The organism is Mesorhizobium sp. LEGMi-168a (assembly GCF_058312955.1).
This window is the reverse complement of the sequence record NZ_JBZEGV010000016.1, coordinates 65,785-88,463: the sequence shown is the minus strand read 5'-3', so window position 1 is coordinate 88,463 and position 22,679 is coordinate 65,785. Positions and strand designations below refer to the sequence as shown.

General features: G+C 63.6%; 27 protein-coding genes. 18 read left to right on the top strand and 9 right to left on the bottom strand.

Going from position 1 to position 22,679, the window contains the following annotated elements; genetic code table 11:
* Positions 1–187 precede the first annotated feature (187 nt).
* On the bottom strand, positions 188–595 hold the full coding sequence (locus AC4FWB_RS20760) for a Kazal-type serine protease inhibitor domain-containing protein (RefSeq protein WP_491028122.1): 408 nt from the start codon (positions 593–595) through the stop codon (positions 188–190).
* A gap of 534 nt (positions 596–1,129) precedes the next feature.
* Here AC4FWB_RS20760 and AC4FWB_RS20755 point away from each other — a divergent pair.
* The 3 genes from AC4FWB_RS20755 to AC4FWB_RS20745 all read left to right on the top strand — a co-directional run bounded on the left by AC4FWB_RS20755 (position 1,130) and on the right by AC4FWB_RS20745 (position 2,397).
* Positions 1,130–1,342, top strand: a complete 213-nt coding sequence (locus AC4FWB_RS20755; RefSeq protein WP_006202520.1) for a cold-shock protein — start codon at positions 1,130–1,132, stop codon at positions 1,340–1,342.
* A 238-nt stretch (positions 1,343–1,580) separates the two neighbouring features.
* On the top strand, positions 1,581–1,793 hold the full coding sequence (locus AC4FWB_RS20750) for a cold-shock protein (protein ID WP_006202521.1): 213 nt from the start codon (positions 1,581–1,583) through the stop codon (positions 1,791–1,793).
* A 193-nt stretch (positions 1,794–1,986) separates the two neighbouring features.
* Entirely contained in the window at positions 1,987–2,397 is a 411-nt protein-coding gene (locus AC4FWB_RS20745; protein ID WP_491028121.1) for a BA14K family protein, read from the top strand.
* A gap of 68 nt (positions 2,398–2,465) precedes the next feature.
* Here AC4FWB_RS20745 and AC4FWB_RS20740 read toward each other — a convergent pair whose 3' ends face one another.
* From AC4FWB_RS20740 to AC4FWB_RS20730, 3 genes are all read right to left on the bottom strand, one after another.
* Positions 2,466–3,107 carry an MBL fold metallo-hydrolase gene (locus AC4FWB_RS20740; protein WP_491028120.1) on the bottom strand — a complete coding sequence of 214 codons (642 nt, stop codon included), beginning with the start codon at positions 3,105–3,107 and terminating at the stop codon, positions 2,466–2,468.
* Positions 3,108–3,282: 175 nt separating this feature from the next.
* Complete coding sequence (locus AC4FWB_RS20735) at positions 3,283–3,600, bottom strand: hypothetical protein (RefSeq protein ID WP_491028119.1); 318 nt, start codon at positions 3,598–3,600, stop codon at positions 3,283–3,285.
* A 146-nt stretch (positions 3,601–3,746) separates the two neighbouring features.
* Positions 3,747–4,640 carry a branched-chain amino acid aminotransferase gene (locus AC4FWB_RS20730; protein WP_491028118.1) on the bottom strand — a complete coding sequence of 298 codons (894 nt, stop codon included), beginning with the start codon at positions 4,638–4,640 and terminating at the stop codon, positions 3,747–3,749.
* A 261-nt stretch (positions 4,641–4,901) separates the two neighbouring features.
* Between AC4FWB_RS20730 and AC4FWB_RS20725 the strand changes: the two genes are divergently transcribed.
* The 3 genes from AC4FWB_RS20725 to AC4FWB_RS20715 are packed head-to-tail and all read left to right on the top strand — an operon-like array spanning position 4,902 to position 7,608.
* Positions 4,902–5,435, top strand: a complete 534-nt coding sequence (locus AC4FWB_RS20725) for a MarR family winged helix-turn-helix transcriptional regulator (RefSeq protein ID WP_491028117.1) — start codon at positions 4,902–4,904, stop codon at positions 5,433–5,435.
* A complete protein-coding gene (locus AC4FWB_RS20720; RefSeq protein WP_059188911.1) occupies positions 5,422–6,141 on the top strand; it encodes a response regulator in 720 nt (239 codons plus the stop codon). The genes AC4FWB_RS20725 and AC4FWB_RS20720 overlap by 14 nt, the downstream gene beginning before the upstream one ends.
* A gap of 51 nt (positions 6,142–6,192) precedes the next feature.
* A complete protein-coding gene (locus AC4FWB_RS20715) occupies positions 6,193–7,608 on the top strand; it encodes an ATP-binding protein (protein WP_491028116.1) in 1,416 nt (471 codons plus the stop codon).
* A gap of 38 nt (positions 7,609–7,646) precedes the next feature.
* Here the strand turns inward: AC4FWB_RS20715 and AC4FWB_RS20710 are convergent, their stop codons facing one another.
* Positions 7,647–8,105: an Lrp/AsnC family transcriptional regulator gene (locus AC4FWB_RS20710; RefSeq protein WP_491028115.1), complete on the bottom strand. Its 459-nt coding sequence runs from the start codon at positions 8,103–8,105 to the stop codon at positions 7,647–7,649.
* Positions 8,106–8,291: 186 nt separating this feature from the next.
* Between AC4FWB_RS20710 and AC4FWB_RS20705 the strand changes: the two genes are divergently transcribed.
* From AC4FWB_RS20705 to AC4FWB_RS20685, 5 genes are all read left to right on the top strand, one after another.
* Positions 8,292–9,149 (top strand): DMT family transporter, encoded by an 858-nt coding sequence (locus tag AC4FWB_RS20705; RefSeq protein ID WP_491028114.1) that lies wholly within the window; start codon positions 8,292–8,294, stop codon positions 9,147–9,149.
* Entirely contained in the window at positions 9,149–10,363 is a 1,215-nt protein-coding gene (locus AC4FWB_RS20700) for an amino acid aminotransferase (protein WP_491028113.1), read from the top strand. The genes AC4FWB_RS20705 and AC4FWB_RS20700 overlap by 1 nt, the downstream gene beginning before the upstream one ends.
* Before the next feature lie 197 nt (positions 10,364–10,560).
* A complete protein-coding gene (locus AC4FWB_RS20695) occupies positions 10,561–10,725 on the top strand; it encodes a hypothetical protein (RefSeq protein WP_491028112.1) in 165 nt (54 codons plus the stop codon).
* Positions 10,713–11,735 carry a glycosyltransferase family 4 protein gene (locus AC4FWB_RS20690; protein WP_491028111.1) on the top strand — a complete coding sequence of 341 codons (1,023 nt, stop codon included), beginning with the start codon at positions 10,713–10,715 and terminating at the stop codon, positions 11,733–11,735. Before AC4FWB_RS20695 ends, AC4FWB_RS20690 begins: the two co-directional genes overlap by 13 nt.
* Before the next feature lie 197 nt (positions 11,736–11,932).
* A complete protein-coding gene (locus AC4FWB_RS20685; protein WP_491028110.1) occupies positions 11,933–12,865 on the top strand; it encodes a hypothetical protein in 933 nt (310 codons plus the stop codon).
* 155 nt (positions 12,866–13,020) lie between these two features.
* Here the strand turns inward: AC4FWB_RS20685 and AC4FWB_RS20680 are convergent, their stop codons facing one another.
* The 3 genes from AC4FWB_RS20680 to AC4FWB_RS20670 form a co-directional block, all read right to left on the bottom strand.
* Positions 13,021–13,380, bottom strand: a complete 360-nt coding sequence (locus AC4FWB_RS20680; protein ID WP_491028109.1) for a tRNA-binding protein — start codon at positions 13,378–13,380, stop codon at positions 13,021–13,023.
* An 18-nt stretch (positions 13,381–13,398) separates the two neighbouring features.
* Positions 13,399–13,899 carry a type III secretion system chaperone family protein gene (locus AC4FWB_RS20675; protein WP_040989643.1) on the bottom strand — a complete coding sequence of 167 codons (501 nt, stop codon included), beginning with the start codon at positions 13,897–13,899 and terminating at the stop codon, positions 13,399–13,401.
* Between the two features lie 315 nt (positions 13,900–14,214).
* Positions 14,215–14,517 (bottom strand): accessory factor UbiK family protein, encoded by a 303-nt coding sequence (locus tag AC4FWB_RS20670; protein WP_491028108.1) that lies wholly within the window; start codon positions 14,515–14,517, stop codon positions 14,215–14,217.
* Between the two features lie 133 nt (positions 14,518–14,650).
* On the opposite strand from AC4FWB_RS20670, the gene lgt reads away from it, so the two are divergent.
* The 6 genes from lgt to AC4FWB_RS20640 all read left to right on the top strand — a co-directional run bounded on the left by lgt (position 14,651) and on the right by AC4FWB_RS20640 (position 20,399).
* Positions 14,651–15,505 (top strand): prolipoprotein diacylglyceryl transferase, encoded by an 855-nt coding sequence (gene lgt, locus AC4FWB_RS20665; RefSeq protein ID WP_491028107.1) that lies wholly within the window; start codon positions 14,651–14,653, stop codon positions 15,503–15,505.
* On the top strand, positions 15,502–16,569 hold the full coding sequence (locus tag AC4FWB_RS20660; protein WP_491028106.1) for a class I SAM-dependent methyltransferase: 1,068 nt from the start codon (positions 15,502–15,504) through the stop codon (positions 16,567–16,569). The genes lgt and AC4FWB_RS20660 overlap by 4 nt, the downstream gene beginning before the upstream one ends.
* Before the next feature lie 126 nt (positions 16,570–16,695).
* Complete coding sequence (pgeF, locus tag AC4FWB_RS20655) at positions 16,696–17,484, top strand: peptidoglycan editing factor PgeF (protein WP_491028105.1); 789 nt, start codon at positions 16,696–16,698, stop codon at positions 17,482–17,484.
* Positions 17,484–18,635, top strand: a complete 1,152-nt coding sequence (locus AC4FWB_RS20650; protein ID WP_491028104.1) for a M24 family metallopeptidase — start codon at positions 17,484–17,486, stop codon at positions 18,633–18,635. Before pgeF ends, AC4FWB_RS20650 begins: the two co-directional genes overlap by 1 nt.
* 54 nt (positions 18,636–18,689) lie before the next feature.
* A complete protein-coding gene (locus AC4FWB_RS20645; RefSeq protein ID WP_491028103.1) occupies positions 18,690–19,298 on the top strand; it encodes a hypothetical protein in 609 nt (202 codons plus the stop codon).
* Positions 19,299–19,463: 165 nt separating this feature from the next.
* Positions 19,464–20,399, top strand: coding sequence for a ribose-phosphate pyrophosphokinase (locus tag AC4FWB_RS20640; protein WP_059188918.1), 936 nt, complete (start codon positions 19,464–19,466; stop codon positions 20,397–20,399).
* On the opposite strand, the gene AC4FWB_RS20635 is transcribed toward AC4FWB_RS20640, so the two are convergent.
* Positions 20,396–21,280 carry an AraC family transcriptional regulator gene (locus AC4FWB_RS20635; RefSeq protein WP_491028102.1) on the bottom strand — a complete coding sequence of 295 codons (885 nt, stop codon included), beginning with the start codon at positions 21,278–21,280 and terminating at the stop codon, positions 20,396–20,398. The two genes, AC4FWB_RS20640 and AC4FWB_RS20635, sit on opposite strands and share 4 nt — an antisense overlap.
* Positions 21,281–21,393: 113 nt before the next feature.
* On the opposite strand from AC4FWB_RS20635, the gene AC4FWB_RS20630 reads away from it, so the two are divergent.
* Positions 21,394–22,623, top strand: coding sequence for an MFS transporter (locus tag AC4FWB_RS20630; protein WP_491028101.1), 1,230 nt, complete (start codon positions 21,394–21,396; stop codon positions 22,621–22,623).
* The last annotated feature ends 56 nt before the right edge of the window (positions 22,624–22,679 follow it).

The following is a 22,679-nucleotide window of genomic DNA, read 5'->3' as shown; positions in this document are numbered from 1 at the left end:
TAGGGATCGAGCGGGCTCGCCGATCCTGGCTTGCCGCCCGCGTTTGCCGCTCTTCTCTGATCTCTGTTAATGGGGAACCTGCCGTGTTTGTCCGCCCGCCGGACCTAAGCCAAGCGGGCGGGAGATGCAAGTGTGTGGCTGGCGCTCCGGCGGATTGCCCTCAATACGGAGCGCAAACGCAGCCCCGCTAGCAAGGCCCATCGCCGATGATGCGATAGTCCGCCGCGCGGGCTTCGCATGCGTTCGGAAAGGTGCGAAGCGCGCCATGGCGCCTGGCGCAGACCGGCGCGTATTCGCGCGTGCAGAAGGTCGGCTCGCCACCTCCACCGCCACCACCGCCACCATCCCGGCATGGACCGTCGCGCACGATGCGATACCCAGCCCTCTCTGCTTGGCACGCGTTGGCGAAGGTCTGGCGATCGCCGCCGCGCCGTGCGCAGACCGGTTCATATTGCATGGTGCAGAGTTGCGGACGCGGCCTTGGCGGGCGTGGACGCGGTCCCTCGTCGACCACGACGGTGCAGGCCGCCAGCAACGCCGACAGAAGCAGCGCGACAAAGCCCTGCTGCGAAACGATTGCCGCAAGAAATCGCATGGGTCCCTCCCCGGTCCTCGTTCAGGCGCAACCGCGCCAACTCGCGCAATCCTCGACATTTCGGCGTCGAACGCAACCCCGGCTTGTGGATTGCCCCGGGCGGAAAATCTAAACGACATGCGTCAAAACAAAGACTTAGAGCGCGTCGCCTGAATCCGTTTCGACGCGACGCGCTTTATTGCCGACTGGCTTCCGCGCTGGCCCATGCCTGGCTCTTTTCTGGCCGATGACCAGTCATGGCGCCGGGTCTATCGATGGCCCCTGCGTTGGACGCGCCGAGGGCCGCCCGCGGCGCCGTCTTGCAACCATCACATTTCCGTGTAATAAATTTCGGGTTCGGGCATTTACGACCCGGAGAGCGGCACGTTTTGGAACGACCTTTCCCCGATAGTGTGAATCTCTGACGGCCCCGTTTTTCGGCGGGGGCCTTGACCATGCGCGAATGCATGACTGCCGAAGCAAGCACCGGGACTAGCCCAGACACGAGACAGCGGGCGAGCCCACGAGACTGATACGGGTGAAGGAGTTTCCCCCATGGCCCAGACCGGCACCGTAAAGTTCTTCAACGCCACCAAAGGCTTCGGCTTCATCACGCCTGACGGCGGCGCCAAGGACGTGTTCGTCCACATTTCCGCGATCGAGGCCTCCGGCCTGCGCACGCTCGTCGACGGTCAGAAGGTTACCTTCGACGTCGAGCCGGACCGCATGGGCAAAGGCCCGAAGGCGGTCAACCTGCGCGCGGCCTGAGCGGGCAACGCTGCCTGTCTTCCGCTGATGAATGGCGCGGCAGGATCATGAATTGGCTTCGCAGGAAGCTTGAGTTTTCGAGGGCGCGACGGGACCGTTGCGCCCTTTTTTGTCCGGCAAATGGCTGGATTGGCAGGCGAAAACTTTCTCTTGCCGATAGCGCTAAAATAAAGGACAAATTTCCTCTCGGGCAGTTTGCCGGCCCGAGACTGACATGATGGGATCAAAGGAGCTTCCCATGCCGCAGACCGGCACCGTCAAATTCTTCAACCATGCCAAGGGCTTCGGCTTCATCACGCCCGACGATGGCGCGAAGGATGTCTTCGTCCATATTTCGGCCGTGCAGGCGTCGGGCCTTCCCGGTCTTGAGGATGGGCAGAAAGTGACATTCGACACCGAGCCGGACAAGCGCGGCAAGGGTCCGAAGGCCGTCAATCTGTCTATCGGCTAAGCCGGCTCAAGACAGATCCGACGGAGGCTGAGCAGGCGGGACGCTCCCGCAGAGCTCGGAATTTTGTTCGAGCCGCGAAATCGTTCGCCCAATTCCGTTCAGCCTCCGTTCAGCCACGGTCTCCTATTAACCTTTGCTAAAGCCGATCCGCATCCCCTGAAAAATACGCGGACCGGCGCGAAGGAGACCGAAAATGAACCGATTTCTCAAGACCGCCATTCTGACCGCGGGCATCGCCGCGACGACGCTGGCCACCTTCTCGGCGGCCAATGCTGACGACTGGCGCTGGCACCGTCATCATCATAATGGCGGCGATGCTCTCGCCGCCGGCGTGGTCGGCCTTGCGGCAGGTGCGCTGATCGGCAGCGCGCTCAGCAACCCCGGGCCGAGGTACTATGACCCCGCCTATGATGACGGCTACTATGTCGACCGGCCCGTTCGCCGTTATTACGCGCAGCCGCGTGTCGTCTATGCCGACCGCTATGCCGAGCCGTGGACGCGCGACTGGTACGAGTACTGCTCCGACCGTTACCGCACCTTCAACTCGCGTACCGGCACATTCACCGGCAACGATGGCGAGCAGCATTTCTGCGTCGCCAACTGACAAAGCCAGAGTTCCCTGCCCCAAGCAAAGCGCCGCCCATCAGCGGCGCTTTTCTTTTGCGGAGAAAGTCAGGCTAAGAAGGGATTGGTCCGCCGCTCCTCACCGAAGCGGCCGCCCGGACCGTGGCCGCAGATGAAGCCGACATCGTCGCCGAGCGGCAGGAGCTTGTTCTTTATCGAGGCGATCAGCGCGGCGTGATCGCCGCCCGGCAGATCGGTGCGGCCGATCGAGCCGCGGAACAGCACGTCGCCGACATGGGCGAACTTGGCCGCGCGGTTGTAGTAGACGACATGACCCGGCGCGTGACCCGGGCAATGCAGCACCTCGAACACATGCTCGCCGAATGAGACCGTCTCGCCTTCGATGAGAAACCGGTCCGGCACGCAATTGCGTACGGGATCCGTGAGCCCGAAACGCCTGGCCTGGTTCTCGAGGTTGGCAAGCAGCGGTCGATCGGCCTCATGCGGGCCGATGATGTCGATGCCGAGCGCATTCTTCAGCTCCATCGCGCCGCCGGCATGGTCGATATGGCCATGGGTGATCCAGATCGCCTCCGCCGTGATCGCATTGTCCTTGAGCACCGCCAGTATCTTGTCGACATCGCCGCCGGGATCGACGACGACACCCTTCCTGTCGTCCATGTCGAACAGGATGGCGCAGTTCTGCTGGAAGGGCGTGACCGGCACGATGCCGGCATTGAGCTGACCCATGGCTTTCCTTTTGAAGTGTCACCCTGATGTAGACAGGTGAACGAGCGGCGTCCACCATCCAGCAGGAACGAACGACCCTCTAAAAAACAAATGGGCGGCCGTGGCCGCCGGCAAATGCTTGAAAAGAAATGGGCGGCCGTAGCCGCCCATGCGCAGGCCCGCGAAGAAAAAAGGCCTATTTCTTCATCGCGCCCATGACCGCGCCGATGATGGCGGTCAGGATGGCGCCGCCGCCGGCACCGCCGACGATGTTCTGAATGTTGAGCGCGCTGCCCAGTCCGCCCGCTGCTGCCGCGGCCGCCGCCGGATCGACCGTGCCGCCGCCGAGCAGGCTGCCGAGAATCGCCGCGCCGCCGACGCCGCCGATAGCGCCGCCGAGGATCTTGGGAAGTTGGCCCAGTGCCGCCTGTTTCAGCGCCGCGCCGACTGCCTGACCGCCGATGACACCCGTGATCACCTGAATAACGATCGCAACGAGTGTGTTCGTATCCATGTACCTAGTCCCTCCATAGCCGCCAGCCTCCTCGGGCCGACGCCATCATGAGACGCCGAATTGTTCGAAAGTCAAATGCGCGAGCGCTTAAATAAAAGGGGCGGCCCGAAAACCGCCCCTGTTGCACAAAAAAGCTGTGACTATCGCTATTCTGCGGCGATGGCGTGCTTTGGTTGCACTGCAGCAGAATAGTCGTCCATCAACGTCTTGGCGATCTCGCCAACCTCGAATCGGTACGGGCCGATCTCCGAAACCGGGGTGACTTCCGCGGCCGTGCCGGTGAGGAAGCACTGCTCGAAGCCTTCGAGCTCCTCAGGCATGATGGCGCGCTCGATCACCTCGAGACCACGATCCTTGGCCAGGCCGATCACGGTGCGGCGGGTGATGCCGTCGAGGAAGCAGTCGGGCGTCGGCGTGTGGATCTTGCCGTCCTTGACGAAGAAGATGTTGGCGCCGGTGGCTTCCGCCACCTGGCCACGCCAGTCGAGCATCATGGCGTCGGCATAGCCCTTGGCCTCGGCGGCGTGCTTGGAGAGCGTGCAGATCATGTAGAGGCCGGCGGCCTTGGATTTGGACGGCTCGGTGCGCGGGTCCGGGCGGCGCCATTCGGCGATGTCGAGACGAATGCCCTTCAGCTTCTGCGCCGGGTCGAAATAGCTCGGCCATTGCCATATGGCGATGGCGCAGTTGATGCGGTTGTTCTGCGCCGAGACGCCCATCTGCTCGCTGCCGCGCCAGGCGATCGGGCGCACATAGGCGTCCTGGAAGCCCTGCTTCTTCAAAAGCGTACGGCAGGCCTCGTCGATCTCGGCGACCGAATAGGGAATCTTGAAGCCGAGCAGGCGCGCCGATTCATGCAGGCGCTCATTGTGCTCGGTCAGTTTGAAGATCTGGCCGCCATAGGCGCGCTCGCCTTCGAAGACGGCGCTGGCATAGTGCAGGCCGTGGGTCAGCACGTGGATCTTGGCGTCGGCCCATTTGACGAACTCGCCGTTCATCCAGATGAAGCCGTCCAGTTGATCGAAGGGAACGGATGCCATGGAAACCTCCCGCGGGCGGGCGCCCGCAAATCGTTATGTCATATAGCGTTTCGCGTCAGCCGCGCCACAGGTCCGAAACGCCGGCCGGTGCTTGGAAACGTAGGCGGATATTCAATCCATAGCAAACTCAGGAAGTTCCGGAAAAACCGCTTTCGCTTGCCTTTTCGTTCGCAATCCGCCGAAAAGCTTGTCAAAAATTATCATTGCCGGGAAATTACGTCAACAGTACTGACATAATCCCCGCCTTCGCATGGAGAAATGATGACGGATCGAAGCCCCGCAGCCGGAAAACCGATCAGAACGGCGATCACCGACGAGGACGGCATCGATTTTGCCATCATCGAATTGTTTTTCTTCGCTTATCGCGACTTCACCTCCGATCCGGACCAGATCCTCGCCGATTACGGCTTCGGCCGCGCCCATCACCGCGTGCTGCATTTCGTCAATCGCAGGCCCGGGCTGACGGTCGCCGAGTTGCTCGACGTGCTGAAGATCACCAAGCAGAGCCTGGCGCGGGTGTTGAAGCAGTTGATCGACACCGACCATATCGTCCAGTTGCAGGGCCCTCGCGACCGCCGTCAGCGCGAGCTCTATCCGACCGCCAAGGGCCGCGCGCTGGCGCTGGCGCTGGCACGGCCACAGTCGCGCCGCATCCGTGCTGCATTGGAGGATTCTGGGACCACCGAACGCTCCTCGATCGAAAGATTCCTGGAGGCGATGGTCAATCCGGAACTAAGAGCGCAGATCAACATTGTGCCTGCGCAAACATCGGGGAAGAAAAATGGAGACCACTGAGAAGGTTGATCATCCGGCAGCGCCCGGCGATGATGCGCCGCATCTGCTGGTGGTCGATGACGACACCCGCATCCGCAATCTACTCAAGCAATACCTGTCCGAGAACGGCTTTCGCGTCACCGTCGCCGGAAATTCCGGCGAGGCCCGGCGCAAGCTCGCGGGCCTCGACTTCGACCTGCTCGTGCTCGACGTCATGATGCCTGGCGAAACCGGCGTCGACCTGACCAAGGCGCTGCGGGCCGAGAAGAACGTGCCGATCCTGATGCTGACGGCGCTGTCGGAAACTGACAGCCGCATCACCGGGTTGGAAGCCGGCGCCGACGACTATCTGCCGAAGCCCTTCGACCCGCGCGAGCTGATCCTGCGCATCAACAACATTCTGCGCCGCGGCGGGCCGGCGGCGACGCCGAAGGTCGAGCAGCTCGTCTTCGGCCCCTACACGTTCCAGATCGCCAAGCGCGAACTGAAGCGTGGCGGCGAGGCGCTGAAGCTGACCGACCGCGAGCAGGAGATCCTGGCGATCTTCGCCGCGCGGGCAGGCGAAACCATACCGCGGCACGAGCTCGTCGGCGACGAATCGGATGTCGGCGAGCGCACGATCGATGTCCAGATCAACCGGCTGCGCCGCAAGATCGAGCGCGATCCGTCCAATCCGGTGTGGCTGCAGACCGTGCGCGGTATTGGGTATCGGCTCAGCGTGGAATAACATCCTCTCGACGGCCTTTTGCTGAACGGCCATCGACGAGCGGAAGGGCGAATGGCGACCACGCAACTGGAACATCCGAAAGGAGGCGGTCCCGGCGATTTCGCGATGCGGACGCTGAAGGCGATGCCGCGCGCCTGGAACCGGTTCTGGCGCCTGGTTGCGCTCTACATGCCGAAGCGGCTTTATGCGCGCTCGCTCATCATCGTCATCGCGCCTATGATCCTCCTGCAGTCGGTCGTCGCCTTCGTCTTCATGGAGCGCCACTGGCAGACGGTGACCCAACGCCTGTCGCAGGCGACCATCGCCGACATCGCCGCCATCATCGACATGATGGAGACCTATCCGCACGACGCCGACTACGCCAATATCATCCGCATTGCCCAGGACCGTATGCAGCTGAAAGTGGATCTGCTGCCGCCCGATCCGCTGCCGCCGCCAGGGCCGAAGCCGTTCTTCTCGATCCTCGACACGGCCCTGTCGTCGGAGATCACCAGGCAGATCAACCGCCCCTTCTGGATCGACACGGTCGGCAATTCCAACATCGTCGAGGTCCGCGTCCAGCTTGAAGGCAAGGTCTTGCGCGTCTTCGTGCGCCGCAGCCAGGCCTATGCCTCCAACACCCACATCTTCCTGATCTGGATGGTCGGCACCTCGCTGGTGCTTTTGATGATCGCCATCCCCTTCCTGCGCAACCAGATCAGGCCGATCCTCACCCTTGCCGAAGCCGCCGAAAGCTTCGGCAAGGGGCGGCCGATGCCGCGCGATTTTCGCCCGCGCGGTGCGGAGGAAGTTCGCCGCGCCGGCTTCGCCTTCATCCAGATGCGCGAGCGCATCGAGCGTCAGATCGAACAGCGCACCGCCATGCTGACCGGCGTCAGCCATGATCTTCGAACCATTCTTACCCGCTTCAAGCTGCAGCTGGCGCTGGCCGGCGGCAAGGCCGAGACCAAGGCGGCGCTGAACCAGGATATCGACGACATGCAGTCGATGCTGGAAGGCTATCTCTCCTTTGCCCGCGGCGAGGCCGCTGAAGACACAGGCCGCTTCGATCTCGAGACCTATTTCCAGAAGCTGGGCGAGGAGGCGCAACTGCGAAAGGCCAAGCTGTCCACAGCCTTGACGGGTGATCCGGGCGTGCATGTGAGGCCCAAAGCCTTCGCCCGGCTATTGTCCAACGTCATCGGCAATGCTTTCCGCTACGCCAAGACGGTGGAGGTCCATGCCAACCACAGTGGCGGTTCGCTGACTGTCACCATTGATGACGACGGTCCGGGCATTCCGCCCGACAAGCGGGAAGAGGTGTTCAAACCGTTCCTGCGGCTCGACGCGGCGCGCAACCTCGATGCCAGCGGTACCGGCCTTGGCCTGTCGATCGCCCGCGATATCGCCCGCAGCCATGGCGGCGACATCACGCTTGAAGACAGCCCGCTCGGCGGCTTGCGCGCCGTGATCAAGGTTCCCGCCTAAAGCATGCGGCATGGCGCAGGGCGGGCGCGGAGGAAGGCTCAGCCCAGCCGGGGAAACACTGTCGATCGCTTGACGCTGCCATAGGCGAAGCTGGTGTCGATCGAAGCAACGCCCGGGATGGGATGGATGCGGTCGCGGATAAACCGCTCGTAGTCCTTGAGGCTTTCGACAACCACGCGCAGCAGGTAGTCCGCGCTGCCGGTCATCACATAGCAGTCCAGCACGGAGTCGATCGCCTGAATGGCCTTCTCGAAGGCGGCCGTCGTTTTGTCGCTGTGAATCTGGAGCTTGATGCGGACGAATGCCATCACCGGCAGGCCATAGGCTTCCTCGTCGACGATGGCCGTGTAGCCGCGAATAACCTTCGAATCCTCCAACAGGCGAAGCCGCCTGAGGCATGGGGAGGGAGAGAGGTTCACGGCCTCGGACAGTTCTTGGTTACTGATGCGTCCGTTCGCCTGGAGCGCGGCGATGATCTGTCGGTCTTTCTGATCCATCAGCCCCTCGGTTGGCAGAAACTGCCAGTCTTGCCTTGATATGCGCGATTCTTTGGCAGGAAATGCCCTCAAGTCTACCCGATAATACTAGCCGAATGATACTTCGAGGTCAAAATGCAGTCGGCTGCCGCAATTCCTGTCCCGCAACGAAGAACACCCTTCGCCGACGACAGGGCGACAGGCTGGATGGCGCTCGTCGTAACGGTGTTGATATGGGCCTCCTTCGCTCTCTCTATCCGCGCTATCGGAGCGACGTCATTGACCTCGGCTGATGTCGCGCTGATCCGTTTTCTCGTTCCGGCGCTGGCGATGCTGCCCTTCCTGCCCTCGCGCGTGGCCACACTGCGAACCATCCGCGCGACCCATCACGCGATGGTCGCCGCCGGCGCCGGCCTGCCCTTCTTCCTGCTAGCGGCGGCGGGCGGTAGGCTGACCTCGGCGGCCCATGTCAGCGCGCTGATCGCCGGAACGGTGCCGCTGTCGGTCGCGATCCTTGGCTTCATCCTCTACCGCGAACGCCTGAGCGCATCGCGCTCCGGCGCGCTCGCCGTCATCGTCGGCGGCATTCTGCTTCTGGTGGCCGGGCTGGACGCGTTCCGTTTCGACATGGTGGGCGGTGTCGCCCTGCTGCTGGCGGCGAGCCTGCTCTGGGGACTTTACACGCTGGGGCTTCGTCACGCCAAGATCGACCCGCTCGCCTGCGTCATGCTGGTGACCTATCCATCGCTCGCCGTGCTGGGCCTCCTAATGGCGATCGGGGTTCTGGACAGCCAGTTGAGTCAGGCCCGTTTCAGCGAACTGGCTCCGTTCGCCCTCGTTCAGGGCGTGGGGGTAGGCTTCGTTTCCGTGCTGGCCTATGCAGTGGCCGTGCGGCGGCTGGGCGCGATGCGCTGCGCGACGGTCGGCGCGTTGGCTCCGGTACTTGCCGCGCTGCTGGCCATTCCCGTGCTTGGCGAAACGCCGAGCCTGCTGTCGCTCACCGGCGTGGCGGTCGTGACTGCCGGCGTGCTTCTGTCCAACCGTCCGGCCAGTGAGGCCCGGTGATGCTGCTTCGTTTTCCCGAGGCCGCGCGCGACCCACTTTGGGCGCTGACGGCGGCGTTCAACGCGGATACGCGCCCGTTCAAACTCGATCTGGGCCTCGGTGTCTTTCGCGACGAAAACGGCGCCACCCCGGTTCTGAACGCGGTCCACGAGGTCGAGGAAAGGCTGGCGGCGGAAGCGCCATCCAAGACCTATCGCTCGCTCTCCGGCAACGCCGCCTTCAACGCGGGCATGACACGGCTTCTGCTTGGCGAGGGAGAGCCTGCCAAAAGAGCGGTCACGCTGCAGACCGTGGGCGGAACGGGGGCGCTGCGCGTGCTGGCCGACCTGGTTGCGACGGCCAATCCCTCTGCTACCGTCTGGCTATCCGATCCGGGCTATGTGAACCATCGCCCAATCATGCGCGCGGCGGGCTTGGCTGTCGCAAACTATCCCTGGACCGAACGAAACGGTGCCGTCGACCTCGATCCCCTGATCGCGGCGCTAGAGAAGGTAAAGGCCGGCGACATCCTGCTTGTCCAGGGCTGTTGCCACAATCCGACCGGACTGGACCTCGATGCCGAGGGGTGGGCAGCGGTCGCCAATCTATGCGTCCGGCGCGGCCTGATCCCACTTGTCGACATGGCCTATCAGGGGCTGGGTGAGGGTTTGGAACAGGACGCATTCGGACTGCGCCATCTCGCCGCGCGGCTGGAGATAGTGCTGGCGGCATCGAGCTGTTCGAAGAACATGGGGCTCTACTGCGAGCGCACCGGCGCGGCCACGTTTATCTCCGCTGACCCCGCGAGCCTCTCGGCCGCTTTTGCAACGATGCAGGCCATCGCGCGCCGCAACTATTCGATGCCGCCGGAGCACGGCGCCGCCATCGCCGCCGCGCTCATGCACGAGCCGCAACTGTGGCACCGGGAACTTGCCGCGATGCGCCAACGCATCCTCGGGGTGAGGAGGACGCTCGCCGATGCTCTCCGCAACCTCGACGCGCCGACACCTCTGCTTTCGGTCGAACGGCACAAGGGCATGTTCTCTATGCTGCCGGTGGATCCCTCGACCATGACGCGCCTGCGCGAGGAGTTTGCCGTCTACGGCACCTCCGAAGGCCGCATCAACGTCGCGGGCCTGACCGCAGCGGGGGTGGATCATCTCGCCAAATCACTTGTCAATGCCGTGGCGCGGTCGTCGTCAGCGTTGCCACTGCCCGAGCGTGCCATAAGCTGACCTTTCGCGTGAACTATTGGCGAAGCAATCTTCGACAACATCTGCTCGAACCGATGTGCGAAGCTGCGGGCTAGCCGGTGCGTGATCTCGCACCGGAGGTCGGCGCAGCAAAAAGCGGGGCCAGCCTCCGGACAGGATTACGCCGATCAAATTGCGGGCTTCATGCGCCCGTCATGAAATCATGGTCAAGAGCGCCCATGAAGCGCGCGACCTTTATCGATTCGAGCCTGCCGCCCCGCTTCGATCCGGTCGTGCCTGGAAGGGTGCGCTGGAGCGAAGCGCGAGCTGCCGCCCGGTTGCCGTTCCGCCACCGCGCCGGCGCGCTCGAGAACCTCTCCAAGGGATCGTCATGCGCATCCTGATGGTCACCGATGCATGGCGGCCGCAGGTCAACGGCGTGGTCCACACGCTGGAGCGGCTTACCGAAACGCTGAAATCCTTCGACGTGCAGGTCGATTTCCTGACGCCGAACATCTTCCGCACCTTGCCGCTGCCGACCTATCCGGACATTCGGCTCGCATTGACAACCCCCGGCCACGTCACGCGCCTGATCGAGGACCGCAAGGCCGACCATATCCACATCGTCACCGAAGGACCGCTCGGCGTCATGGCGCGCCGCTATTGCCGCAGAGCTGGCCGCCCCTTCACCACCAGCTACCACACGCGCTTTCCCGAATATCTCAGCGCCCGCCTCCCGGTGCCGGAGAGCTGGGCCTACAACTGGCTGCGCGACTTCCACAATTCCGGGCAGGGCACGCTTGTCGCCACGCAGTCGCTGGCGGACGATCTTGCTTCGCGCGGCTTCAACAAGCTGCGGCCCTGGACGCGCGGCGTCGACATCGATCATTTCCGGCCGGACAAGCGCAAGGACACGAGCTTTCCTCGCCCCGTCTTCCTTTGCGTCGGCCGCGTCGCGATCGAAAAGAACCTGACCGCCTTCCTCGACCTCGACCTTCCCGGCAGCAAGGTGATCGTCGGCGAAGGGCCGGAACTGGCAAAGCTCAAGGCCCGCTATCCGAACGCGCATTTCCTCGGCCATCGCCCGAACGACGAACTCGCGGAGATCTATGCATCGGCCGACGTCTTCGTCTTTCCGAGCCGCACCGACACCTTCGGCAACGTCATCATCGAAGCTTTGGCCAGCGGTACGCCGGTGGCCGCCTATCCGGTGACGGGGCCGATCGACATCGTCGGCGACGGCGTCGGCGGGGCCGTATCCGAGGATCTGCGCGAGGCCGCACTTGCCGCGCTTCACGTCGACCGCAGCGAAGCACGCCAGCGCGCCATGCGCTACAGCTGGAAGGCCTGCGCCGAAATGTTCCTCGACGTGGTCGAGGAAGCATTGGGGATGCCGCGCAAGCTCGCAGCTTGATAGAGTCGGCGCGTAGGATGTAGTGGAATTCAGGTCCATCCATTTGGACAAGTCTTGCGCGTGAAGTTGCTTAGAGGCATTGGGAGATCGTGCGCCGGCGCTTTAATCTCCGTGAGCACGCTCCTTGCGAGAGCTTGTGCGACAGTTCCTTGCGGTGCATTATTCTGCGTGTGTAGTTCGCTGCGGGATTGACGCCGATGTCAACGCTGGACGAGTTGCCTGCCGTATCGCGGAAGCGTCGCATCCTGCGCATCGGCAAGACCGTTGCGAAAGTGTTCGGCTATTGCCGCGCGAATGCCTGGCCACTCTTCGTGGCCGCCTGGTTTCCCTGCTTTCTGACGACGCTCTGTCTGACGGCGCTTGCTCTTATTCTTTTTGCCGATCCGGGGCAGGCGCCCGCCTGGCTTCTATCGCGGGGCTTCGACCCCAGGACTTGGCTTTCCGCGATTGTTGCCGCGCCGTTCTCGGCGATGGTCTTTGCGTTCGTTCTGGACCGCATGGCAAACGCGCCCGATCCCGGCCGTGTCGTTGTTCGGCGCGGCATTGAAAGTGTCAAACGCTTCGCTATCCCGGGAATACGCTTTGAGCTCGGCCGGCGGATTCTTTTGGCTGCGTTGCTTCTCGCGGCCATCCAGCTTCTTTGCGGCTTTGCGGTCGCCAGCGAACACAGACTGGTTGTTGCCGGCCTGATGGCCACACGTGACCTACCGCTCAACCCTGAGGACGTCGCGCCTTGGGTGTCGGCGATGGGAGTCTTCAACCTGTTGGCGGGTGGTTTCGTACTTGTCTGGACGTATCTCTTTGTCGGCGATTTTCTCTGGACGGGATCGTTTGATCCAATCGGGTGCTGGCGTGCGCTCGACGGCAATCATCTGCGTCTCGTCGCCATAATGTTCATCGTTTTCGCAACCGTTGCCACGCTCAAATATGGGCTGGCCCTGGCCGCAGGCTTGCTCCTATTTCCCGCGGACGCGCCGCCTTCCTTCTTGACCCTTATGCTTATGCATTTCGGACTCGCCTGGCCGTTCGACGTCCTCCATCTCATACTCTCAGCCGCAACGGTCGGAACCATTCTCGGCGCGTTTCGGCCACCAGCTATCGCATCAATCCGGACTGCTGCGGCGCAATAAGCGGACGCGCTTTAGGGTGTGTTGAGATTCAGGTCAGGCCGAGCCGAGAACGGTGGTTTCCGAGAACCGGAGCGGAGCGTACTTAAAGTACGTGAGCACCGGAAGCGCAGGAAACCATCGCTTGCAGGCCGGCATCACCTGAATATCAACGCAGCCTAGAACAACCGCCCGCCGTTCGGCACCTTGCGCTCGATGGCGCCAAGCACCACGGCGCCTTCCTCATCGGGAAAGCCCAACGTCAGCACTTCCGACATGAACGGGCCGATCTGGCGCGGCGGGAAATTCACCACCGCGAAGACCTGCCGGCCGACCAGTGTCTCCGGCGCGTAGTATTTGGTGATCTGCGCCGATGACTTCTTCACCCCGATCGCCGGGCCGAAATCGATCTTCAGCTTGAACGCCGGCTTGCGCGCCTCCGGAAACGGCTCAGCCTCGATGATCGTGCCGGCGCGGATGTCGACACGATCGAAATCGGCAAAGCTGATCTCGGGCTTGCGCTCGCTGCTGGAACTCATCGGCGGTGTCGGCTTGGTTCAGGCGTTTCCGTGGGTCTCAAAGAGCACGCTGGACAGCGCGTCCTTGGCCGATGTACCCGACCAGACGACGAACTGGAAAGCCTGGAAATAGCATTCGCAGGCCTCTAACGCCGAGGACAGCAGCACCTCGACCTGCTGGCTCGAAGGCTCGACTCCGCCGGCAAGCAGCAGCGACTGCCGGAACATGATCGCGCCCTCCTGCTCCCACAGATCGAAATGGCCGAACAGCATCTGCTCGTTGATCAGCGACAACAGCCGCATCACTTCGAGCGCGCGCGTCTCCGGCACCTTGATGTCGAAGGCGCAGGCCAGATGCAGCGCCTCGAAATCCTCCATCCAGGAGAAGGAGACGTGATAGTCGGTCCAACTGCCGGCCACTGAAATCGAAATCTCGTCGTCGCCGGCGCGCTCGAAGGACCAGTCGTTGTTGTGGGCCACCTGCTCGATGACATCCACGGGGTGGATTTCGCGGGAGAATTCGAGTTCGAGGAGTTCCATGAATGCTTCCTGTGTTCAGGGGAGCGCCTCACGCTCCGCGGGGCACACACGACGAACAATCTTGTCTAGAACTCGGACGGCCAGGGCTTTCCAAACGCAAAGACCCCAACCGGACCCCACCGCCCGGCGCATGATCCCTGCTTCGAATCATGCAACAAATTCAGTCTATTGATCGGGAGTCGCGTGAACAGCCCAATTTTTCGCACTGCGTCATTCGCATGTGGAAAGGCGCTGTCAAAAAGATTCATGCAATGCCGGTAAGCGATTCACGGCAAAGCGATTTTTTCGGATCGCGCTTTGTGGAAAAGTTTACGATTATTTTTTTGATCTGGGCTTCGCCGCAGCCGCCGGTGCGGCCTGCCCGGTCAATTCGGCGAGCTTCGCCTCGAGCGCTTCGACGCGCGACGCAAGCTGGATGTTGTCTTCCCTGGCCTTGACCGCCATCTCGCGCGCGGCCTCGAACTCCTCGCGCTGCACCACATCCATGGAATTGAGCAGGCGCTCGGCCTGGCTGCGAAAGGCTGTCTCCATCTCACGCCGAACGCCCTGGGCGGCTCCCGCTGCGTCCGTCATCAGCTTGGCGAACTCATCGAGAATGCGGTTCGGTCCGTTCGACATGGCATATCCTCGCTTGCTGATTTTGACGTAGTGGCGCGCGACGCGGAATGCAAGCGAAGCCTTGCCTTGACCCCGCCAAAACCCTGCCGCATGGTCCGCGCCCGATAGACGAGCGCAACCCGGGAGACCCAGTTTGAGCGAATATTTCCTGCTGCCGCTGGCCTCCCTGCCCTTCCCCAACATCGATCCGGTCATAGTCCATATCGGACCGCTGGCGGTGCATTGGTATGGCGTCGGCTATATCGTCGGCATCCTCTTTGCCTGGTGGTACGCCAAGCGGCTCGTCACCAATACCCGCCTGTGGCCGGACGGCAAGCTGCCGATGAAGCCCGAGGACCTCGACGATTTCATCGTCTGGGCGGCGATCGGCGTGGTGCTCGGCGGGCGCACCGGCTACGTGCTGTTCTACGACCTGCCGCGTTACATCGCGCATCCGCTCGACATTTTTGCAGTCTGGCAGGGCGGCATGTCGTTTCATGGCGGGCTGCTCGGCGTCATCCTTGCCATGACGCTCTTCTCTCTCAAGCGCAGCATCCACACCTGGACGCTGTTCGACGTGGTCGCGGCCGGCGTGCCGGTCGGCCTCGGGCTGGTGCGCGTCGCCAACTTCATCAATTCGGAACTCTGGGGCAGGCCTTCGGACGTGCCCTGGGCGATCGAGTTCCCCAATGGCGGCCCGTTCACCCGGCACCCCAGCCAGCTCTATGAGGCGCTGCTCGAAGGCCTCGTGCTGTTCCTGGTGCTGCGCTTCCTCACCCACTCGCGGCTGAAACTCGGGACACCGCGCTTCGTCGGCGGCGCCTTCATCTGCGGCTATGGCCTGTCGCGCATCTTCGTCGAGTTCTTCCGCGAGCCCGACCAGCAGCTCGGCTATCTGCTCGGCACCAACTGGCTGACCATGGGCATGATCCTTTCCACACCGATGGTGCTCGCCGGCATCTGGGCCATGGTCACCGCAAAGCCGCTGACGCAGCACCAACCGGCATGACCGAGCTGAAGGAGCGCATCGTCGACCTGATCGGCGCCGTGGGGCCGATCCCGGTCAGCGAGTATATGGCGCTCTGTCTGTTCGATCCGGAGCACGGCTACTATACGACGCGCGAGCCCTTCGGCGCTGCCGGCGACTTCGTCACCGCGCCGGAGATCAGCCAGATGTTCGGCGAGCTTGTCGCCGTCTGGCTTTACCAGGCCTGGCAGCGCGCCGGCCGGCCGCTCCCCGCCACCTTCGCCGAAATAGGCCCCGGCCGCGGCACGCTGATGAAGGACATGCTGCGCACCTGGTCGCGGCTCGACCCCGCGCTTGCCGCCGGCGCGTCCTTTGCCATGATCGAGACCAGTTCACGCCTGGTCGAAGTCCAGAAAGAGACGCTTGCCGGCCAAAGCGCAACCGTGAGTTGGCACGAGAGTATAGACACGCTACCGCAACAGCCGCTCTTCATCGTCGGCAACGAGCTGTTCGACGCGGTGCCGATCCGCCAGTTCGTCTATGTCGGCGCCGGTTGGCGCGAGCGCATGGTCGGCCTCGACGATGCCGACAATCTCCATTTCTTCGCCGGCGCCGGTTCCGTCGACCCGGCGTTGCTGCCGACTGGCACGGCAGAGGCGCCGCAAGGCGCGATCGCCGAAGTGGCGCCGGCCCGCGCGGCACTGATGTCGGCGATTGCCGAGCGCGTCGCCGGCCATGGCGGCGCTGGCCTGTTCATCGACTACGGCCATCTTGTGCCCGGCCTCGGCGACACATTTCAGGCCGTGCGCAGGCACGATCACGAAGACGTGCTGGCCAATCCCGGCGAGGCAGACCTCACCGCTCATGTGGACTTCGCGGCCCTGGCCGCAGGCGCCCGCGCGCACGGCCTCGACGTGGAACTGACCACGCAGGGCGAATTTCTGCTCGGCATGGGGCTGCTCGAGCGCGCCGGAGCACTGGGTGCCAAGGCCGATGACGGCGAGCGTCAGGTGATTTCCGACGCGGTCGAACGCCTTGCCGGCCCCGATGCGATGGGCGAGCTGTTCAAGGTGATGAAGATCCTGCCCGCGGCGAAAACCGGCTGACATTGGCAGGCAACCCGTGCAAGCTAGTCCGGCCAATTTGCCGGACTTCTCCCACTCGCCCGAACTTCACCCCTTTGCCCGAACTTCACCTTGACGAAATCGCCCGCGCAGACAACAAACCCATCCATGCTGAATCAGACCAGACCCGATCCAGTACGCTCGCCCCTTCTGGAGAAGGCGCAAGGCATCCGTCACGGTTACTTCACCCGCATCGGCGGCGTCTCCAGCGGCATCTACCAGGGCCTCAACATCGGCACCGGCTCCAGTGACGATCAAACGCTGGTGGCCGAGAACCGTCGGCGCGTCGCCGACTGGATGGGCGTGCCGGCGGATCATCTCCTCACCGCGCACCAGGTCCATTCCCCCGACGTCGTCATCGCCAGGGAGCCTTTCGCGGGCCCTCGCCCGAAGGCCGACGCCGTCGTCACCGACCGGCCAGGCATTGCTGTCGGCGCCTCGACGGCAGATTGCGGGCCGGTCCTGTTCGCCGACGCCGAGGCCCGTGTCATCGGCGCGGCCCATGCCGGCTGGAAAGGCGCTTTCACCGGCGTGCTCGAAAACACTGTTGCCGCGATGGAAGGTCTCGGCGCCCGCCGCGATCGCATCGTCGCCGTGCTCGGCCCTTCCATCGGTCCCGACAATTACGAGGTCGGGCCCGAATTCGTCGCCCGATTCGTCGAAGCCGATGCCGGCAATCAACGCTATTTCACGCCGTCCGCCACTCCCGGCCACTCGATGTTCGACCTCAACCAATATACGGTCGACCGGTTGCGAAGCGCCGGCGTGACCGCCGAGGGCCTCGGCCGCTGCACTTACGCGGAAGAAGATCTTTTCTATTCCTATCGGCGCACCACCCACCGCAAGGAAGCGGATTACGGGCGCCAGGTTTCGGCAATCGTTCTGGAGAAAGAATAATGGCGCTGCATTTCGAACGTTCGGAATTCGACGCTCGGCGTGACCGGCTGCTGATCGAGATGGCCGAGAAGAAGCTCGACGCCGTGCTCCTGTTCGCGCAGGAGAGCATGTACTGGCTGACCGGCTACGACACATTCGGATTCTGCTTCTTCCAGTGCCTGGTGGTGAAGGCCGACGGCTCGATGGTGCTGCTCACCCGCTCAGCCGATCTGAGGCAAGCGCGCCACACCTCGACCATCGACAACATCGAGCTGTGGACCGATCGCGATGGCGCCAATCCCGCGATCGACCTGCGCAACCTGCTCAACGACCTCGATCTGCTCGGCGCTCGCATCGGCGTCGAATACGACACCCATGGGCTGACCGCCTATAATGGCCGCCGCGTGGATGAGCAGTTACAGACCTTCGGCCAGATCGCCGATGCCTCCGGCATCGTCGGCCGGCTGCGCCTCTTCAAGAGCCCAGCCGAGATCGCCAAGGCTGAAAAGGCCGCCAACCTCGCCGACGATGCGCTCGACGCGGCGCTGCCGCTGATCAAGCAAGGCGGCGACGAGGCCCTCATCCTTGCCGCCATGCAGGGAGCGATTTTCGCCGGCGGCGGCGACTATCCCGCCAACGAATTCATCATCGGCTCCGGCGCCGACGCCCTGCTCTGCCGCTACAAGGCCGGGCGCCGCAAGCTCACCAAGAACGACCAGCTGACGCTCGAATGGGCGGGCGTCTTCCATCACTATCACGCAGCGATGATGCGCACGGTTTTGACCGGCAAGGTATCGAAGCGCCACCAGGAACTGTTCGATGCTTCACGCGCCGCGCTGCTTGCCGTCGAGAAGGCGATGACGCCGGGTAACACCTTCGGCGACGTCTTCGACGCACATGCCCGCACGCTCGAAGCGCATAATCTCACCAAGCACCGGCTGAACGCCTGCGGCTATTCGCTCGGCGCCCGCTTCACGCCGTCCTGGATGGACATGCCGATGTTCTACCAGGGCAATCCGGAGCCGATCGCGCCCAACATGACGCTGTTCGCGCATATGATCATCATGGACTCGGAGACCGAGACGGCGATGACGCTTGGCCGTACCTACCTCACCACGGAATCGGCGCCGAAGCCGCTCTCCCGCCATGATCTCGACTTGATCGTGCAGTGAATCCATAATGGTTGGTTCACGCGGGGGCGTTCGCCACCAGGGAGTTTCGGGCAAATGAGACGATCGCAGGTGACGACCGTGTCATTGCTCGCGGCGCTGGCGCTCACCGCTTGCACCAATGCGAAGGACGTGCTGGAGCCCTCCGCGATCACTCCGCCGGCGGGCTCGGCGCAGCCCTCACCGGCCGCCCAGGGCACATCGGCCACCACCACATCTCCGACGACGACATCGCCAGCCCCCGCACCGGCACCTTCGACGCCCGCCACGCCGGCTCAGACCGCCGCTATCGCCAAGACCCGGCTGCAGGTGGCGCCGATCGTCGGCGCCTCCGTGGAGGCCGCAGCACCGCTGACGGCGGAACTGCAGGCGCGCGCCCGGCAGCGCGGCGTCACGCTTGTCGGCAGCACCGACCAGACGGCAACGCACGTGCTGAAGGGCTATTTTTCGACGATGACCGAAGGCAAGGACACCACCGTCATCTATGTCTGGGACGTCTACGACCCGTCGGGCAACCGCCTGCATCGCATCAACGGCCAGCAGAAGGCGCCTTCCGCCGGCAGCAGCGAGGGCTGGCCGGCGGTGGCGCCGGCGACCATGCAGGCGATCGCCGATCAGACCATCGACCAGTTCACCGCCTGGCTCGGCAGCGGTGGCGCCGGCTAGGGCGACCTGTTGTGTTGCCGGCTTGCGATGCCGACGGCCTTTGTTGCGCCTTGTCGAAGGATTCCCGATCACGAGGCTTGCAATACCGGCGCGGGCCGCTAAAAGCCCGCATAAAAGGCTCATGAGAGTCTGTCCGGTGTCTCTATCCTTCGCCAGGAACGGTGCATGAAGCTTTTCGCGGGCAATTCCAACAGGGTGCTGGCCGAAGCGGTCGCTCGCTATCTGAACATCCCGCTGGGTAAGGCCAGCGTCAGGCGCTTCGCCGATCAGGAGATCTTCGTCGAGATCCAGGAAAACGTGCGCGGCGAGGATGTCTTCATCCTGCAGTCGACGTCCTATCCGACCAACGACCATCTGATGGAACTGCTCATCATGATGGACGCCTTCATGCGCTCCTCGGCCAGGCGCATCACGGCGGTCATTCCCTATTTCGGCTACGCCAGGCAGGATCGCCGCGCCTCCGGCCGCACGCCGATCTCGGCCAAGCTCGTCGCCAACATGATCACCCGCGCCGGCGCCGACCGTGTGTTGACGCTCGACCTGCATGCCGGCCAGATCCAGGGCTTCTTCGACATCCCGACCGACAATCTGTTCTCGGTGCCGGTGATGGCCCGCGACGTGAAGGCGAAATACAAGCAGCTCGGCAATGTCGTCGTCGTGTCGCCCGACATCGGCGGCGTGGTGCGGGCGCGCGCGCTGGCAAAACGCTTCGATGCGCAGCTCGCCATCGTCGACAAGCGCCGCGAGCGCCCCGGCGAATCCGAAGTCATGAACATCATCGGCGCCGTCGCCGGCAAGGACTGCCTCTTGATCGACGACATCGTCGATTCCGGCGGCACGCTCTGCAACGCGGCGGAGGCGCTGCTTGCCAATGGCGCGACCAGCGTCACAGCTTACATCACCCACGGCGTGCTCTCGGGCGGCGCCGTTGCCCGCATCGCCGGTTCGAAACTGCAGGAGCTGGTGATCACCGATTCCATCCAGCCGAGCCAGGCCGTGCTCGATGCGCCCAACATCCGCGTCATCTCGATCGCCGACCTGATGGGCGAGGCGATCTCGCGCACCGCTACCGAGGAATCGGTCTCGAGCCTTTTCGATTAAGCCGCGGCGCTGCTGGCCTGCGTCGAACCGGTCAGCCGCTTCATCCCCTCGCCCGCCTCCCTCGCTCCGCGCATATAGCCGCGCGGCGATGTCCCAAGCATGCGCTTGAACATGGTGATGAAGGCCGGCACGCTGTCATAGCCGAGATCGAGCGCCACTCTGGTGATCGGCTCGCCGTCGGCAAGCCTGGGCAGCGCCGCGAACAGGCAGGCCTGCTGGCGCCAGGTCGACAGCGACAGCCCGGTCTGGCGGTGGAAGGCGCGGGTGAACGAGCGCCGGCTCATGCCTGCTGCATCCGCCCATTCATCGATCGTCGCATGCGGCGAAGGCGCGGCCACGAAGCGCCGGCAGAGCGCCGCAAGCTTCGGGTCCGATGGGAAAGGCAGGCCGAGCGGCCGTTCCGGCAGGTTCGGGATCTCGTGCAGCAAGAGCCCCATGATCAGCCCCGCGCGCCCTTCGAGCTCGCCGCCCTGCGGCAGCTTCTCCGATTCGACGATCAGGCTATGCATCAGTTCGGTGATGCCGACGACGCGCAAGCCCTCCGGCAGTCCGGCAATGGCATCCGGCACGACATAGACCGAGCGCATCGAGACATCGCCCAGCATCTCGACGGAGTGCTCGATACCGGCCGGTATCCACATCGCATGGTCCGGCGGCACCATCCAGCGTCCGTGCTTGGTCGTCACCAGCACGACGCCGACCAGCGCATGCAGCAGCTGGCTGCGGTTGTGGCGATGCTGGGGCACACGATAGCCGTCCGGATATTCGGTCGGCAGCGCGACCGCCGGCCCGACCGCCTCTTCCAGCCACTGCCAGCGGCTTTCGTGCAGCCGGCCAAGCTCGGCGGCATCGCCCCTGAAGATTTCCCGGCCATGCGGCATCGGATGTGGCCCACTTGCGAAACTATTGGACCAAACCACGAAAGAAGTCGCCTGACAAGCATTCTATAAGGCTGCCTGCGGTTCGCCGCCAAAAAGACCACGGAGCATTTGCCTTGACCGATACGACTGCCACCGCCGTCGCTAGTCCAGCGCCGGCCAGCCACCCCTCGGCGCAAGCGACGGCCTTCACCGTCATTCTTGCGGTGAGCTTCTGCCACTGCGTCAACGACATCATGCAGTCGCTGCTTTCGGCTATCTATCCGCTGCTCAAGGACAATTACGGTCTCGATTTCTGGCAGATCGGCCTTTTGACCTTCACCTTCCAGGTGACGGCCTCGCTGCTGCAGCCGGTGATCGGCATGGTCACCGACAAGCGGCCGATGCCCTATTCCTTGCCTTGGGGCATGGCCTCGTCGCTGGTCGGGCTGGTGGTGCTCGCTCATGCCGGCCATTACTTGCTGCTCCTGATCGGCGCCTCGCTGATCGGCATCGGCTCGGCGATCTTCCATCCGGAGTCCTCGCGCATCGCCCGCTTCGCCTCCGGCGGCCGCTTCGGCCTGGCCCAGTCGCTGTTCCAGGTCGGCGGCAATTTCGGCCAGGCGATGGGCCCGCTGCTCGCCGCCTTCATCGTCGTGCCGTTCGGCCAGACCAGCATTTCCTGGTTCGCCGTCGGCTCGCTGATCGGCATCGTCGTTCTGTGGCAGGTCGGCGGCTGGTACAGCCGGCTGCGCGCCTCGATGGCCACCCGCAAGCAGGCGGCCCACGTCTCCCCCTTCCCGCGCAAGAGGGTCATGTGGGCGTTGGCGGTGCTGACGCTGCTGGTGCTGACCAAGAACGCCTATATCGCCTCGCTCTCCAGCTACTACACCTTCTACGCCATCCATAAGTTCGGCGTTTCGGTGCAGATGAGCCAAGTGATGCTGTTCCTGTTCCTCGGCGCCTCGGCGCTCGGCATCCTGCTCGGCGGCCCGTTCGGCGACCGCTACGGACAGAAGGCGATGATCTGGTTCTCGATCGTCGGCGTGCTGCCGTTCACGCTGGCGCTCCCCTACGCCAATCTGGAATGGACGATGGTGCTCACCGTGCTGATCGGCCTCATCCTGTCGTCGGCCTTCTCCAACATCGTCGTTTTCGCGCAGGAACTGGTCCCCGGCCGCGTCGGCATGATCGCCGGCATCTTCTTCGGCTTCGCTTTCGGCATGGGCGGCATCGCCGCCGCGGTGCTCGGCGTCATCGCCGACATGAAGGGCATCGACTTCGTCTACCAGATCTGCTCGTACCTGCCCTTCCTCGGCCTGCTGACGGTGTTCCTGCCGAACATGAAGGAAGCTCGGAAGGCCTGAACCGGCCACTTCGAACGAGCCCCAAAGATCAAAGCACCCGCCTGATGGCGGGTGCT